Here is a 12,680-nt window from a genome sequence, read left to right as displayed (position 1 = left end):
ACATTAAACCGAATTGAACATATGCTTGATACAGGAAAACCGCTTAGGAATTAGAATAGGAGAAATTTATGCCAACATATCGCGCGCCAGTTAGAGATTTTCAATTTGCTCTTAAAGAGTGGTTGAATATTGAGCAATATCAAAATTCAGGAATGGAGGGTTTTGAAGATCTCTCATACATTGATGCCATCTTGGAAGAGGGGGCGAAATATTGTGAGGAGGTTCTGCACCCAATAAACCAATCAGGTGATGCGGAGGGTTTGAAGCTCGTTAAAGGTGAAGATGGATATAATAAAGTTATTCTGCCACAAGGCTTCAAAGAGGCTTATCAGCAATATGTTGAAAATGGTTGGGGCAGTTTTGCTTGCGATAAAGCATATGGAGGGCAAGGTTTGCCGAATGTTATTAATACGCCTTTTATTGAAATGGTTTGTTCGTCAAATCTATCATTTGGGCTAATTCCAGGGTTGACACACGGGGCTTATTCGGCTTTGCATCTTTATGGCTCAGAAGAACAAAAACAGAAATATCTTCCAAAACTTTCAACTGGTGAGTGGACAGGCATTATGTGCTTAACAGAGCCTCAAGCTGGCACTGATTTAGGTTTAATTACAACTCGTGCGGAAGCAAATTCTGATGGAAGTTACGCAATTTACGGCAATAAAATATTTATTTCATGCGGTGAGCATGACGCGGCTGAAAATATTGTGCATCTAATTCTAGCAAGATTACCTAATGCGCCTGAAGGTGTGAAGGGAATTTCCCTCTTTGTTTCATCTAAGTTTGATGTTCTGGCAGATGGCGGTATGGGCGAGAGAAACAAGGTAAATTGTGCTTCTTTTGAGCATAAAATGGGTTTGCACGCAAGCCCTACTTGCGTAATGAATTATGATGGTGCGAAGGCTTGGCTTGTTGGTGAACCTCATAAAGGGCTTCGTGCAATGTTTGCAATGATGAATGAAGCCCGCTTGCTAGTTGGCATTCAAGGGCTTGGTATTGGTGAAATATCTTATCAAAATGCACTTGCTTATGCGAAGGAAAGATTGCAGGGCAGGGCGTTAGCTGGTGCGAAATATCCTGATAAAAAGGCTGATCCAATCACCGTTCACCCTGATGTTCGCAGAATGTTACTTTCACAAAGGGCATTTGCGGAAGGTGGCAGAATTCTTGCTCTCTGGATGGCGTTAAATGTTGATATAATGCATAAATCCCCAAATGAGGAAGCTCGCAAAGAGGCTGATGATTTTGTCGCATTAATGACGCCAATAACTAAGGCCTATTTAACAGGTGAAGGCACGCAGGTGGCACATACTGGAATGCAAGTTTTAGGCGGATATGGTTACATAAAAGAATATGGAATGGAGCAGTTTTTGCGTGATTGCCGTATCACCGAAATTTATGAAGGCACTAATGGCGTGCAGGCGTTAGATTTAGTCGGCCGTAAAATGCCAATGGGAACTGGCAGATTGTTAAGAAGATTTTTCCACCCAGCGCAGGAATTTGTGGATAGCAATAAAGATAATGAACAAATGGCAGAATTTACCAAGCCATTTTATCAAGGGTTGAAATCTTTGAGGCAAGCAAGCTTATGGATTGCTCAGAAATCCTTAGCTAATAAAGATGAAGCAGCTGGTGCGTCAGTTGATTATTTGAGGTTATTTTCACTGGTTGCGATAGGTTTTATCTGGACAAAATCGGCGAAAATTGCGTTAGAAAAATTAGCGACAGGAACTTCTGAAAAAGCATTTTATGAAGCAAAACTTGCAACAGCAAGGTTCTTCTTAAATCGTATTCTGCCTGAGCATTTTTCACTGCTTGCAAAAATAACCGCTGGCGTTAAACATATGGAAATCCCTGATTTAGAAGTGGCTTAGGTGGTTTTCTAACTCTCCAAAATTTTTTTTAGTTCTTGGTAGCAAGTTGCAAGGTTCATATTTTCTTTGGGGTTTTGGTTAAGAAAAGCCTCAATTTTGGGGAAATATTTAATTGCATTATCAACGGCTACATCACTGCCTTTTCTATATGCACCAAGCCTTATAAGCTCTGCCATATCATTATAAGTTGAAAGTAAATTTTTGGCGGTGCTGATGATTTTATTTTCCTCATCACTATTACAAGCAGGCATTGTTCTTGAAACAGATTTTAGAACATCAATCGCGGGGTATCTTCCCCTTTCAGCGATTTTTCTATCCATGATTATATGGCCATCTAGGATACCGCGAACCGTGTCAGAAATTGGTTCATTATGATCATCACCTTCAACTAAAACCGTGAAAAGCCCTGTGATATTGCCAGAATTCTCTGCCCCTGGGCCAGCTCGCTCCAGAAGTTTAGGCATCTCAGCAAATACAGAAGGCGTATAACCCCTTGTTGCAGGTGGCTCACCGACTGAAAGCCCAATCTCCCTTTGTGCCATTGCGAAACGAGTTACCGAATCAAGCAGGCATAGAACATTCTTGCCAATATCCCTGAAATATTCTGCTACAGAAAGCGTTAGATAAGCCGCTTGCCTTCTCATTAACGCGGATTCATCTGAAGTTGCAACTATTATAACGGCATTTTTTAAGCCTTCTTCACCAAGATAATTATCAAGAAATTCTTTAAGTTCCCTGCCCCTTTCTCCCACTAAACCGATTACTTTTATATCAGCATCAGAATATTTAGTAAGCATGGAAATTAGCATTGATTTTCCAACGCCTGAGCCTGCAAAAATTCCGAGTCTTTGCCCCAAACAGCAGCTTGTGAAAAGATTCACCGCTTTGACGCCCAGATCAATTTTTCCGCCCACTGATTTTCTTTTATGAGCTGGAATTGGCTGATTTTTAATAGCGTAAGGCTTCTGCCCCTGTGCTAAAATTCCTTTCTCATCAACTGCCTCACCAAGTGCATTTAGAATTCTTCCACGCCATTCTTCTGTTGGGTAAATGTAAGACATTGAATTTTCCACCTCAACCCTGCAACCGATAGAAACCTCAACGATTTCAGAAAAAGGCATTAGAAAAATTTTATTTTCCTGAAGGGCGATAACTTCACATAAAATTTTATTTCCAAGATTGTTTATAATTGAGCATTTTGAACCTTGTGAAGTGTAAGCACCAAGCCCCTCTGCTTCAATCATCAAGCCTTTAATTGCCGTAACCTTGCCGTAAATTTTATAATCAGAAATTTTAGAAATTTTATCTAAAGTGGCTTCAAACATAAAGTTTTACTCACCCATAAAAGATTTGCTCGCTTCAAGATTTTGTTCAACAATTTTATCGTAAATTTCTTTCCTCAAAACTGATGCAGTTTTAGGAAACTCAAGGCCAATCTTAACGGTTTTTCCTTTTACTTCTACAATTTGCACTTCAATATTATCGTTGATTATAATTGATTGACCGATTTTTCTAGTGAGATAAAGCATACTTGCACCTTTAGCCTGCTGGCGGTTTGTTTATAATCAAATCTTAAATAATTTGTTCAAAATGTAAATAAAATTTATTTAACTATCATAATTAACGAATTATTTTATTTTGATTAAAAAAAATGGATATTTATGAAGTTTATCAAAACCCTAATTATTATTTCTATGTTTTTCTTTTCAAGTGCTAAAGCTGAGGGTTCTTCTAAGCCTCAAGATATTTATGGTTTTGAGTTTGAATCAATAGAAAATAAAAAAATAAAATTATCTGACTATAAAAATAAAGTTGTGATGATTGTAAATACCGCTTGTTTGTGCGGTTTAACCCCTCAATTTGCTGAGTTAGAAAAATTATGGCAGAAATATAAAGATAAAGATTTCGTTTTAATAGGCGTGCCTTCTGATAATTTTGGCGGTCAGGAATTAGATTCTGAAAAAGAAGTTGCAGAATACACTCAAAAAAATTTCAAGATTACATTCCCTTTAACGAAAATTTACAATGTAAAAGGTAAGGAAGCCCACCCATTTTATAATTTTGCGGCTGATGAGGTTTCAGCTTTAGGAACTCCAAAATGGAATTTTCATAAATATCTAATTGGCAAAGATGGCAAAATTGCTGAGTGGTATGCTTCAACCACAACGCCAGATTCAGAAAAAATTTCCTCTAAAATTGAAGAGCTACTTGCAAAATAAATTTGCTAATTTCTAATCTGCAATTATCCTAATTTTAATTAATATTAATATTATGGATTATATTGCTATAGGTTTGGTTATTATTGCTTCTCTAGCTTTACTAGCAGTGTTGTGGGTTGGTTTTTTGAACACTTATTATCTCTGCACAATTTTATTTGGTGTTTGGCCACCAAGCACGCCAACTGATAAAAAAACAATCTCCCTCTCAATTCAAGAATTTCAAAAATATTTTGATAAGGATAAAGAATTTGTATTTTATGATTTAGGTTGTGGATATGGTAATTTTATAAGTGGCTTTGCTAAAGCCTTTCCAAAAGCAAAAATTATAGGGGTTGATATACTTTATTTTCCTTATTTTTTCTCAAAATTTCGGTTCAGAAAAAATAAAAACATAACCATTATAAAAGATGATTTATATAATCAAAATATCTCAAAAGCTGATGCGGTTTTTTGTTTTTATTGCGGTGCGGTAAAAAAATTATCAGATAAATTGCATTCTGAACTTCCCAAGAATTGCCTTATTTTAAGCAATAATTTTGAGCTGGAAAGCCTTAATCTTATTGATACAATAAAAATAAAAGATGTATTTACCTTTAGAAAAATTTTTGTTTATAAAAATATATGAATTTTATTTTACCTCATAAAAATATTTATCCAAAAATTCACCCATCAGTTTTTATTGGTGCGGGTGCGGTGATTATTGGCGATGTAGAAATTGGTGAGGATTCTAGCATATGGCCAAATTGCGTGATAAGGGGAGATGTGAATTATATTCGCATCGGCAAGCGAACAAATATCCAAGATGGCTCTGTGATTCATGTTTCAAGGCCTTCGGTTGCTGCAAATACAGCAGGGCAGGGCGGTGGCATGACAATAATTGGTGATAATGTTACAATCGGGCATAAAACTATGCTTCACGCTTGCACTATTGAAAGCGAGAGTTTTGTTGGAATGAGTGCAACTATTATGGATGGAGCAATTGTTAGAAGTGGCGGAATGGTTGCAGGTGGTGCGGTGGTAACTTATAAAAAGGAAATTCCAGCAGGGAAAATTTGGGCTGGAAACCCTGCAAAATTTCTGCGTGAAATGAAACAACAGGAAAAAGATTTTATACTGATTTCAGCTCAAAATTATGTTAATGATGCGGCAGATTATCGTTAATCGTCAATCGTTGATGGTTGATAGCGATTAACGATATACGATGAACAAAAAAAGATATACGATATAGGATGAACGAAAAACGAATAATAAACGCAATGTTTGCAAAGGGTTTGGGTGGTATTGAACAAGCCTTTGTGGATTATACACAGGCTTTGCTTTTGCAGGGTTATGATGTGATTTGCGTGGTGAGTAAGGGGGCGAAGATAATTAAGGAACTCCAGGACTTCAGAATCTCAGAACTTCAGAAAAACTTATCTGAAGTTCCGAAATTCCAAAATTCTGGAGTTCAAATAATAGAAATCTCTCAGCTTGGAAAATGGGATTTTATCGCTAAAATTAAACTTTATAATTTAATAAAAAAAGAAAAACCAATAGCGGTTATAGCCCATGGAAACCGCCCAACTTCTCTATTGAGATGGGCTTGCACAAAAACAAAAACTATCCTTGTTTCAGTTGCACATAATTATAAAATAAAGCCACTGCTAAGTGCAGATTATATATTCTCCATTACACAAAATTTGAAAAATTATATTGGTGGTAGCAGGTTTCCACTGAATAAAATTTTTGTAATTCCGAATATGCTTAAGGTTGATGGTAGTTGGTTGATGGTTGATAGAAAAAACCATCAACTATCAACCATAAACCATAAACCTACAATCGGCGTGATGGCAAGGTTTGTAAAGAAAAAGGGTGTTGATATTTTTCTTCGTGCTTGCGGTGCGTTAAAAGATAAAGGCTATAAATTTAACGCCATAATTGGTGGCATTGGTGAGGAGCAATTTGCTCTGCAAGCCATACGAGACGAGCTAAAACTCAACGATTATGTCAAATTCATTGGTTGGGTGAAGGATAAGGAGGAATTTTATAATTCAATTGATATTTTCTGCTTGCCCTCTCTGCATGAGCCGTTTGGAATAGTGATTCTTGAGGCGTTTTCTTATAAAAAACCGATTGTTACAACAAATTCAGAAGGTCCTGAAGAAATTTGTGAAAATGAAATTGATTGCATAATGGTTGAAAAAAACCATTCTGGTAAACTCGCAGAAGCTCTTGCAAAACTGTTAGATGACAAAGAATTAGCAAATAAAATTGCCGAAAATGGCTATAATAAATTAATTGCAAATTATTCACTTGAAAAAGTTTCAATAGAGTTGGATAAAGCATTAAAGGTTGTGATTGGATAAAATGAAATTTATAAAACTAAATCGTTCAGTTATATCAATTTCTGGCAGTGATGCGGAGAAGTTTTTGCAGGGGATAATCTCTAATGATATTCGCAAGGCAAACTCTCAAGACGCAATCTGTACTTACTTTCTAACGCCACAAGGCAAATATATTTCTGACTTTTTTATAATTGGTTTTAATGGTGGTTATTTAATTGATTGCCCAGAAATTGACAAAGATTTACTTCTTAAAAAATTTAATATTTACAAACTTCGCTCTGCTGTAAAAATCATTGATTTATCAAATGATTTTGAGGTTTTTCAAATTATAGAAGCAACCAATCAACAAATTAATGAGCTAGCTAATCAAATAATTTTTCAAGATGTTCGTTCTGAAAATATGGGTTATAGATTGCTAAAAAATAAATCTAAAAATTTGGAAATTCAAAGTTCTGATATTAAATTATATCATCAACTTAGAATTGATAATTTAGTTGTAGAAGGTGAGTTTGATCTAGAAAAAGAAAAATCTTTTCCACTGCAATTTAGAATGATTGAGAATAACGCCGTTGATTTCAAAAAAGGCTGTTATGTAGGGCAGGAGGTTACCGCTAGAACGCATCATAGGGGTGCAATTAGGAAAACTATTTACAAAATTTCAGCCAATGAAAATCTTGAAAATATAACTGAAAAAGAAATACTTTCTGATGACATTTCTGTTGGAAAAATCTTGAGCATTGTTGGCAATAATGCATTAGCACAAATTGAAATTGAAGCCGTTCAACAAAATAAACCTTTGAAAATTTCTGGCATTGATGTAGTTGTTAATCAATGAAAATCTCATCTGCTAAAACTATTGTAGTAAAAATTGGCTCGTCAACATTGGTTGATGAAAATCTCGTTTTGCGAAAAAAATGGCTTCAGAATTTTGTTAAAAATATTTCTGATTTAACCTCTGATGGAAAAAAAATCGTGATAGTTTCGTCTGGTGCAGTGGCACTTGGAAGAAAATTATTCGGTAAAGAAAAAGGCAAGCTAAAACTTGAGGAAAAGCAAGCAATCTCTGCAATTGGTCAGCCTATATTGATTGAAAATTATCAAAAATTATTTTCAAAGCATAATTTGCAAACGGCACAAATTTTGCTCACAATTTCTGATACTGAGAATAGAAGAAGCTACCTAAACGCAAGGAATACCTTTCAAACTCTGCTTTCAAAAAATATAATTCCAATAGTCAATGAAAATGATTCTGTGGCTACTGAGGAGCTTAAATTTGGCGATAATGATAGGCTTTCAGCCTATGTTGCACAAATGATTTCTGCGGATTTGTTAATAATTCTCTCTGATGTAGATGGTTTATATACCGAAAATCCAAGCAAAAATAAAAACGCAAAGCATATTCCTTTGATTGAAAATATTGATGATAAAATTGAGGCTTTGGCCGGTGATGCAACCTCAAACACTGGCACTGGTGGAATGATTACCAAAATAAAAGCCGCGAAAATTGCGGCTGAAAGTGGCTGTGCAACTATAATTGCAAGTAGCTTGAAGGAAAATTCAATCAAAAATATTTTTGAAAATAAGCAAAAATATTCACTTTTTCTATCGCAAGAAAAGCCTGAAAAAGCTCGTAAAACTTGGATATTAAATTCGTTAGTAAGTAAAGGAAAAGTTTTTGTTGATGAGGGTGCAGAAAAAGCTCTAAAGGCTCACAAAAGCCTTCTTGCAGTTGGGGTTATAAAAATTGAAGGTTCGTTTGAAAGGGGTGAAAAAATCTCAGTTTTTTCTGCAAAAAACATTGAAATTGCGAAGGGTATTGTTGCTTATTCCTCTCAAGATATTAACTTGATAAAAGGCAAAAAATCCTCAGAAATAGAAAGGATTTTAGGCTTCTCTGGCAGGGAAGCTGTGATTCACATTGATGATATGGTTGTGTTGTAATGTTAAATGTAAAAAAAAATATTTTTGAAATAATTTCAAAAAATTCGCAAGAAATTGAAAATTGGTTCGTAGAAAAATATCAAGAGAAATCGCCGCCTTTTTACTCCTCAGTTGATATTCGCTATAGTGGCTTTAAGATTGCACCAGTTGATACAAATTTATTTCCAGCGGGTTTTAATTTGTTAACAGAAAAGCAAAAAAATAATGCGAGTTTTCAAGCTAAAAACTACTTTGAAAAATATTTTTCTAATGCAAAAACAATTTTGTTAATTGCTGAAAATCATACTAGAAATAAATTTTATTTAGAAAATGTTTTTTCTATAAAAAACATCTTAGAACAGGCTGGAATGGAAGTTTTTACTTCTAAATTTGAGTTTTTAGAAGATGAAAAAGAGCTTGAAACTGCAAGTGGAAATAAAATTTTTTACCACAAAATTCAAAGGGAAAATAATCAAATTTTTATTCTACTAGAAAATAATCAAAAAATTATTCCTGATGTAATTTTGGTGAATAATGATATGTCATCTGGAGCACCTGAAATTCTTGTAAATCTTATTCAGCCTGTGTTTCCACCGATTGGGCTTGGTTGGTATCAACGCAAAAAAACCAAACATTTTGCCTCTTATAATTTAGTTGCAAGACAATTTGCTGAAAAATTTAATTTTGATCCTTGGCTGATTTCTTCAGCTTTTACAAAGTGCGAAAAAATAAATTTTAGGGAAAAAGAGGGTTTGGAGTGCGTTGCATATAATGCTTCTGAGCTACTCAAAAAAATTCAAATAAAATATGATGAATATAATATTCCAGAAAAACCTTATCTGTTTGTAAAAGCCAATAGTGGTACTTATGGAATGGGAATAATGGTGCTGAAAGAGCCTTCAGATATTTTGGAGATTAACAAAAAAGAACGCCACAGCCTTGATAAAATTAAAGAAGGAGTTGAGAACACCGAGGTTATAATTCAAGAAGGTATTCCAACTATTGATACTTATGACGGGAAAACTGCAGAGCCACTAGTTTATCTAGTTAATGGTAATGCAGTTGGTTGCAGTTATCGTATAAATTCTAACCAAGATAAATTTGGTAATTTGAACTCTAAAGGTATGGAATTTCATAGTTTTGATAGGGATTGCTCTTCAGATGTAAATAAAAATCCACTTGAAAAAGAAGCCTCTATGGATTGCCCCGTGCAAGCCTTAATCGCAAGATTAGCAAGTTGTGCCTCAACTTCGGAGGTTTGATGGATCCCTTCTCGCATGGCTTTTTAGCAAGTTTAGCTGCACAAAATATTTCAAAAAAAGAACATATAAAAAAAGCTAGCATTTATGGTTTTTTAGCTGGAATGTCGCCAGATTTAGATGTTTTAATTAGATCAAAAACTGATAGTTTGCTTGCAGTAGAATTTCATCGGCATTTCACTCATTCTATATTTTTTGCCCCTATTGGTGCTTTGATAGTTTCATATTTTTGGTGGCTAATTTTTAGAAAAAATTTGCAATTTAAGTTTGCTTATCCTTACTCACTAATAGGAATTTTAACCCACGGCTTGCTTGATGCCGCAACTAGTTATGGCACTAGGATTTACTGGCCTTTTTCAAATGATAGAGTTAGTTGGAGTATTATTTCAATCATAGACCCACTATTCACAATTCCGCTTGCGATTTTAGTGATTTTAATTGCTTATAAAAGCACTAAATTTCTAAAAATATTTTCTATCGCGTTTGTTTTTTTATATTTGTTTAATGGATATTTGCAGCGTGAAAGAGTTGAGGAAACCCTTGAAAACCTCTCAATTAGTAGAAATCATAAAATTGAACATTTTGAAATAAAGCCAACGATAGGAAATAATATTTTGTGGCGTTCAACTTATATTTATAAGGATAAAATTTTTATTGATGCAATAAGAAGTAATTGGCTTGGTGATATAAAAATTTATGAGGGGGAAAGTCTGAATCATCTCAGTTTTCCTAGTAGTTTTAGTAATTTGAATAAATCTTCAATTTTATATAATGATATTGCAAGATTTGACTTTTTTTCAAATAAATTCTTAGGTGCTTTAGAAGAAATGCCAAATGTAATAATTGATGCAAGATATAGTATTTCAGCTACATCAGCAAAGCCAATGTGGGGTATTTTGATTGATGAAAAACACCCGAATAAACATGCTTATTTCAAACATTTTCCGAGAGAGATTGACGATAAAAAAATTACGATTTTCAAAAAGCAGTTATGGGGTGAAGATTTATAAAACTAGACTTCCAATTCTCAAATTTCTTAAAAAGATTTCATCAAATTCATTGGAAGAAATTTTAACCCCAAGTTCTTTTAGTGAGGTAACGCCAAACTCAGAAATTCCGCAAGGGATAATGCCTTCAAAATGTTTTAGATTTGGGTTTATGTTGATTGATAATCCATGAAAAGAAACCCATTTACGAACACGAATTCCTATCGCACCAATTTTCTTTTCAAGTCCTTTTTTATCAAAACACCAAATTCCAACTCTGCCTTCTCTTATAAAACTTTTAACGCCTAACTCTGCCAGTGTATCAATAGTGGATTGCTCAATATCTTTAACAAATTGTCGTAAATCAGGGGTTTTATAATGATTTTTTAGATTTAGCATTAAATAGCAAATTCTTTGCCCTGGGCCGTGATAAGTATATTTTCCGCCCCTACCAACATTAAAAATTGGAAATCCTTTATCATCAAGCAAATCTTCAGGTTTTGCAGAAGTGCCAGCTGTAAAAACTGAGTTATGCTCTAGTAACCAGATTTCCTCGGATTCTTCGCCTGAGATTATTTTAGTAACCCTGTTTTCCATGTAAGAAAGGGCTTCTGAATATTCCACTGGTTTATTTGATATTGTTATTTGCATTTTTGATATTATAAAATTTCGCTATTTTCACTCTGTGTCACCCCGCATTTATTGCGGGGTTAATTGTAAAACGCTCTCAAAATTCCATTTTAGAAATACTTTACACCATTAACCCCGCAATAAATGCGGGGTGACAATTAGCGCCTGATAATCTCCAAGACTAATTTTAGCACTTCCTCTACGGCCTGCAATCTTATTTCATTTCTTGAGCCTAAAAAATTATGCTTAAAAGATTTGTTTCTACCAGTTAATTTATCAGCAAAAGCTATATAAACAAGGCCAACTGGTTTCTGCTCTGAACAGCCATTTGGTCCAGCAATTCCAGTTACTGAAAACCCATATTTAGCTTGAGATTTTGCCATAATGCCGAGAGCCATTTCCCTAGAGGTTTCCTCTGATACTGCTCCAAATTTTTCAAGCGTTTCAGGCTTAACATCAAGCATTTGTTGCTTTGCAAGGTTGCTGTAAGTAACCGCGCATCTATCTAAAACCTTGGAAGATCCAGCAATTTCAGTAAGTGCGGAAGAGATAAGCCCGCCAGTGCAACTTTCTGCAAGGGCTATCATAGAATTACTGAGGCTCGCTTTTTCAATAATTTCTTCAGATAATTTAATAATATTTTGGTTGAACATAAATCCTCATCATTTATTAATGTGCTTAAACTAGCAACTAAAAATTAATATGGATAGACTTAAATCAATTATTGAAAAATCTTGGGAAGAAAGAGATGGAATTAACCTTCAAACAAAAGGTGAAATTCGCGATAGCGTTGAGGAAACCTTGGCAATTCTTGATAAAGGCGCGCTTCGTGTATGTGAGAAAAACGGCGCGGATTGGCAAGTTAATCAATGGGTGAAGAAGGCGATTTTGCTATCTTTCCGCCTTAATGATAACGCAATTATGCCAAGTGGAACATTTTTTGGTGCTACCCAAGCGAGTTATTTTGATAAAGTTCCACTTAAATTTAATGGCTGGAGTGAGCAAGATTTTAGAAGTGCAGGCTTTAGAGCTGTTCCGGGGGCGATAGTTCGCAAATCTGCCTTTATTGCAAAAGGGGCGGTGCTGCTTCCTTCATTCGTGAATGTTGGTGCTTATGTTGGTGAAGGCACTATGGTTGATACATGGGCAACAATCGGTTCATGTGCACAAATTGGTAAAAATTGTCATATTTCTGGCGGTGCTGGAATTGGCGGAGTGCTTGAGCCTCTGCAAGCTAACCCTGTGATTATTGAGGATAATTGCTTTATTGGGGCAAGAAGTGAAGTTGCTGAAGGCGTTATAGTTGGTGAAGGATCAGTGCTTTCAATGGGTGTATATTTAGGTGCTTCTACAAAGATAGTTGATAGGGCGACAGGTGAGATTTTTTATGGAAAAGTTCCACCATACAGCGTTGTTGTGGCTGGCACTTTACCTGGTAAAACACCAGATGCACCATCTCTTTACGCTG

The 12,680-nt window shown here is 35.0% G+C and carries 14 protein-coding genes; 10 read left to right on the top strand and 4 right to left on the bottom strand.

What is annotated here, in order from left to right; genetic code table 11:
- Window positions 1-68 precede the first annotated feature (68 nt).
- On the top strand, window positions 69-1,874 hold the full coding sequence (locus SFT90_07785; GenBank protein MDX1950376.1) for an acyl-CoA dehydrogenase C-terminal domain-containing protein: 1,806 nt from the start codon (window positions 69-71) through the stop codon (window positions 1,872-1,874).
- 8 nt (window positions 1,875-1,882) lie between these two features.
- Here the strand turns inward: SFT90_07785 and fliI are convergent, their stop codons facing one another.
- On the bottom strand, window positions 1,883-3,199 hold the full coding sequence (gene fliI / locus SFT90_07780) for a flagellar protein export ATPase FliI (GenBank protein MDX1950375.1): 1,317 nt from the start codon (window positions 3,197-3,199) through the stop codon (window positions 1,883-1,885).
- Between the two features lie 6 nt (window positions 3,200-3,205).
- Window positions 3,206-3,403 (bottom strand): carbon storage regulator CsrA, encoded by a 198-nt coding sequence (gene csrA / locus SFT90_07775; protein MDX1950374.1) that lies wholly within the window; start codon window positions 3,401-3,403, stop codon window positions 3,206-3,208.
- A gap of 132 nt (window positions 3,404-3,535) precedes the next feature.
- Between csrA and SFT90_07770 the strand changes: the two genes are divergently transcribed.
- The 8 genes from SFT90_07770 to SFT90_07735 all read left to right on the top strand — a co-directional run bounded on the left by SFT90_07770 (window position 3,536) and on the right by SFT90_07735 (window position 10,606).
- A complete protein-coding gene (locus SFT90_07770) occupies window positions 3,536-4,093 on the top strand; it encodes a glutathione peroxidase (protein MDX1950373.1) in 558 nt (185 codons plus the stop codon).
- 52 nt (window positions 4,094-4,145) lie between these two features.
- On the top strand, window positions 4,146-4,718 hold the full coding sequence (locus SFT90_07765) for a class I SAM-dependent methyltransferase (GenBank protein ID MDX1950372.1): 573 nt from the start codon (window positions 4,146-4,148) through the stop codon (window positions 4,716-4,718).
- On the top strand, window positions 4,715-5,254 hold the full coding sequence (locus tag SFT90_07760) for a DapH/DapD/GlmU-related protein (GenBank protein ID MDX1950371.1): 540 nt from the start codon (window positions 4,715-4,717) through the stop codon (window positions 5,252-5,254). The genes SFT90_07765 and SFT90_07760 overlap by 4 nt, the downstream gene beginning before the upstream one ends.
- A 68-nt stretch (window positions 5,255-5,322) precedes the next feature.
- Complete coding sequence (locus SFT90_07755; protein ID MDX1950370.1) at window positions 5,323-6,438, top strand: glycosyltransferase family 4 protein; 1,116 nt, start codon at window positions 5,323-5,325, stop codon at window positions 6,436-6,438.
- 1 nt (window position 6,439) lies between these two features.
- Window positions 6,440-7,252: a hypothetical protein gene (locus tag SFT90_07750; GenBank protein MDX1950369.1), complete on the top strand. Its 813-nt coding sequence runs from the start codon at window positions 6,440-6,442 to the stop codon at window positions 7,250-7,252.
- Window positions 7,249-8,358: a glutamate 5-kinase gene (gene proB / locus SFT90_07745; protein ID MDX1950368.1), complete on the top strand. Its 1,110-nt coding sequence runs from the start codon at window positions 7,249-7,251 to the stop codon at window positions 8,356-8,358. The genes SFT90_07750 and proB overlap by 4 nt, the downstream gene beginning before the upstream one ends.
- Complete coding sequence (gene gshA / locus SFT90_07740) at window positions 8,358-9,599, top strand: glutamate--cysteine ligase (protein MDX1950367.1); 1,242 nt, start codon at window positions 8,358-8,360, stop codon at window positions 9,597-9,599. The genes proB and gshA overlap by 1 nt, the downstream gene beginning before the upstream one ends.
- Window positions 9,599-10,606: a metal-dependent hydrolase gene (locus SFT90_07735; GenBank protein ID MDX1950366.1), complete on the top strand. Its 1,008-nt coding sequence runs from the start codon at window positions 9,599-9,601 to the stop codon at window positions 10,604-10,606. Before gshA ends, SFT90_07735 begins: the two co-directional genes overlap by 1 nt.
- Here SFT90_07735 and lipB read toward each other — a convergent pair.
- Together lipB and SFT90_07725 are read right to left on the bottom strand one after the other, a co-directional pair.
- Entirely contained in the window at window positions 10,601-11,233 is a 633-nt protein-coding gene (gene lipB / locus SFT90_07730; protein MDX1950365.1) for a lipoyl(octanoyl) transferase LipB, read from the bottom strand. The genes SFT90_07735 and lipB overlap by 6 nt on opposite strands.
- Window positions 11,234-11,370: 137 nt before the next feature.
- The gene (locus tag SFT90_07725) at window positions 11,371-11,865 is read right to left on the bottom strand and encodes a CinA family protein (protein ID MDX1950364.1); all 495 of its coding nucleotides are present in this window, start codon (window positions 11,863-11,865) and stop codon (window positions 11,371-11,373) included.
- 49 nt (window positions 11,866-11,914) lie between these two features.
- Between SFT90_07725 and dapD the strand changes: the two genes are divergently transcribed.
- Window positions 11,915-12,680, top strand: a 766-nt coding sequence (gene dapD / locus SFT90_07720; GenBank protein MDX1950363.1) for a 2,3,4,5-tetrahydropyridine-2,6-dicarboxylate N-succinyltransferase, incomplete at its 3' end; no start/stop codon positions are given.

This window comes from Rickettsiales bacterium (genome assembly GCA_033762595.1).
GTDB lineage: Bacteria > Pseudomonadota > Alphaproteobacteria > Rickettsiales > UBA8987 > JANPLD01.
Note: the sequence above shows the minus strand (reverse complement) of the source record. Positions and strands in the feature narration are given on the sequence as shown.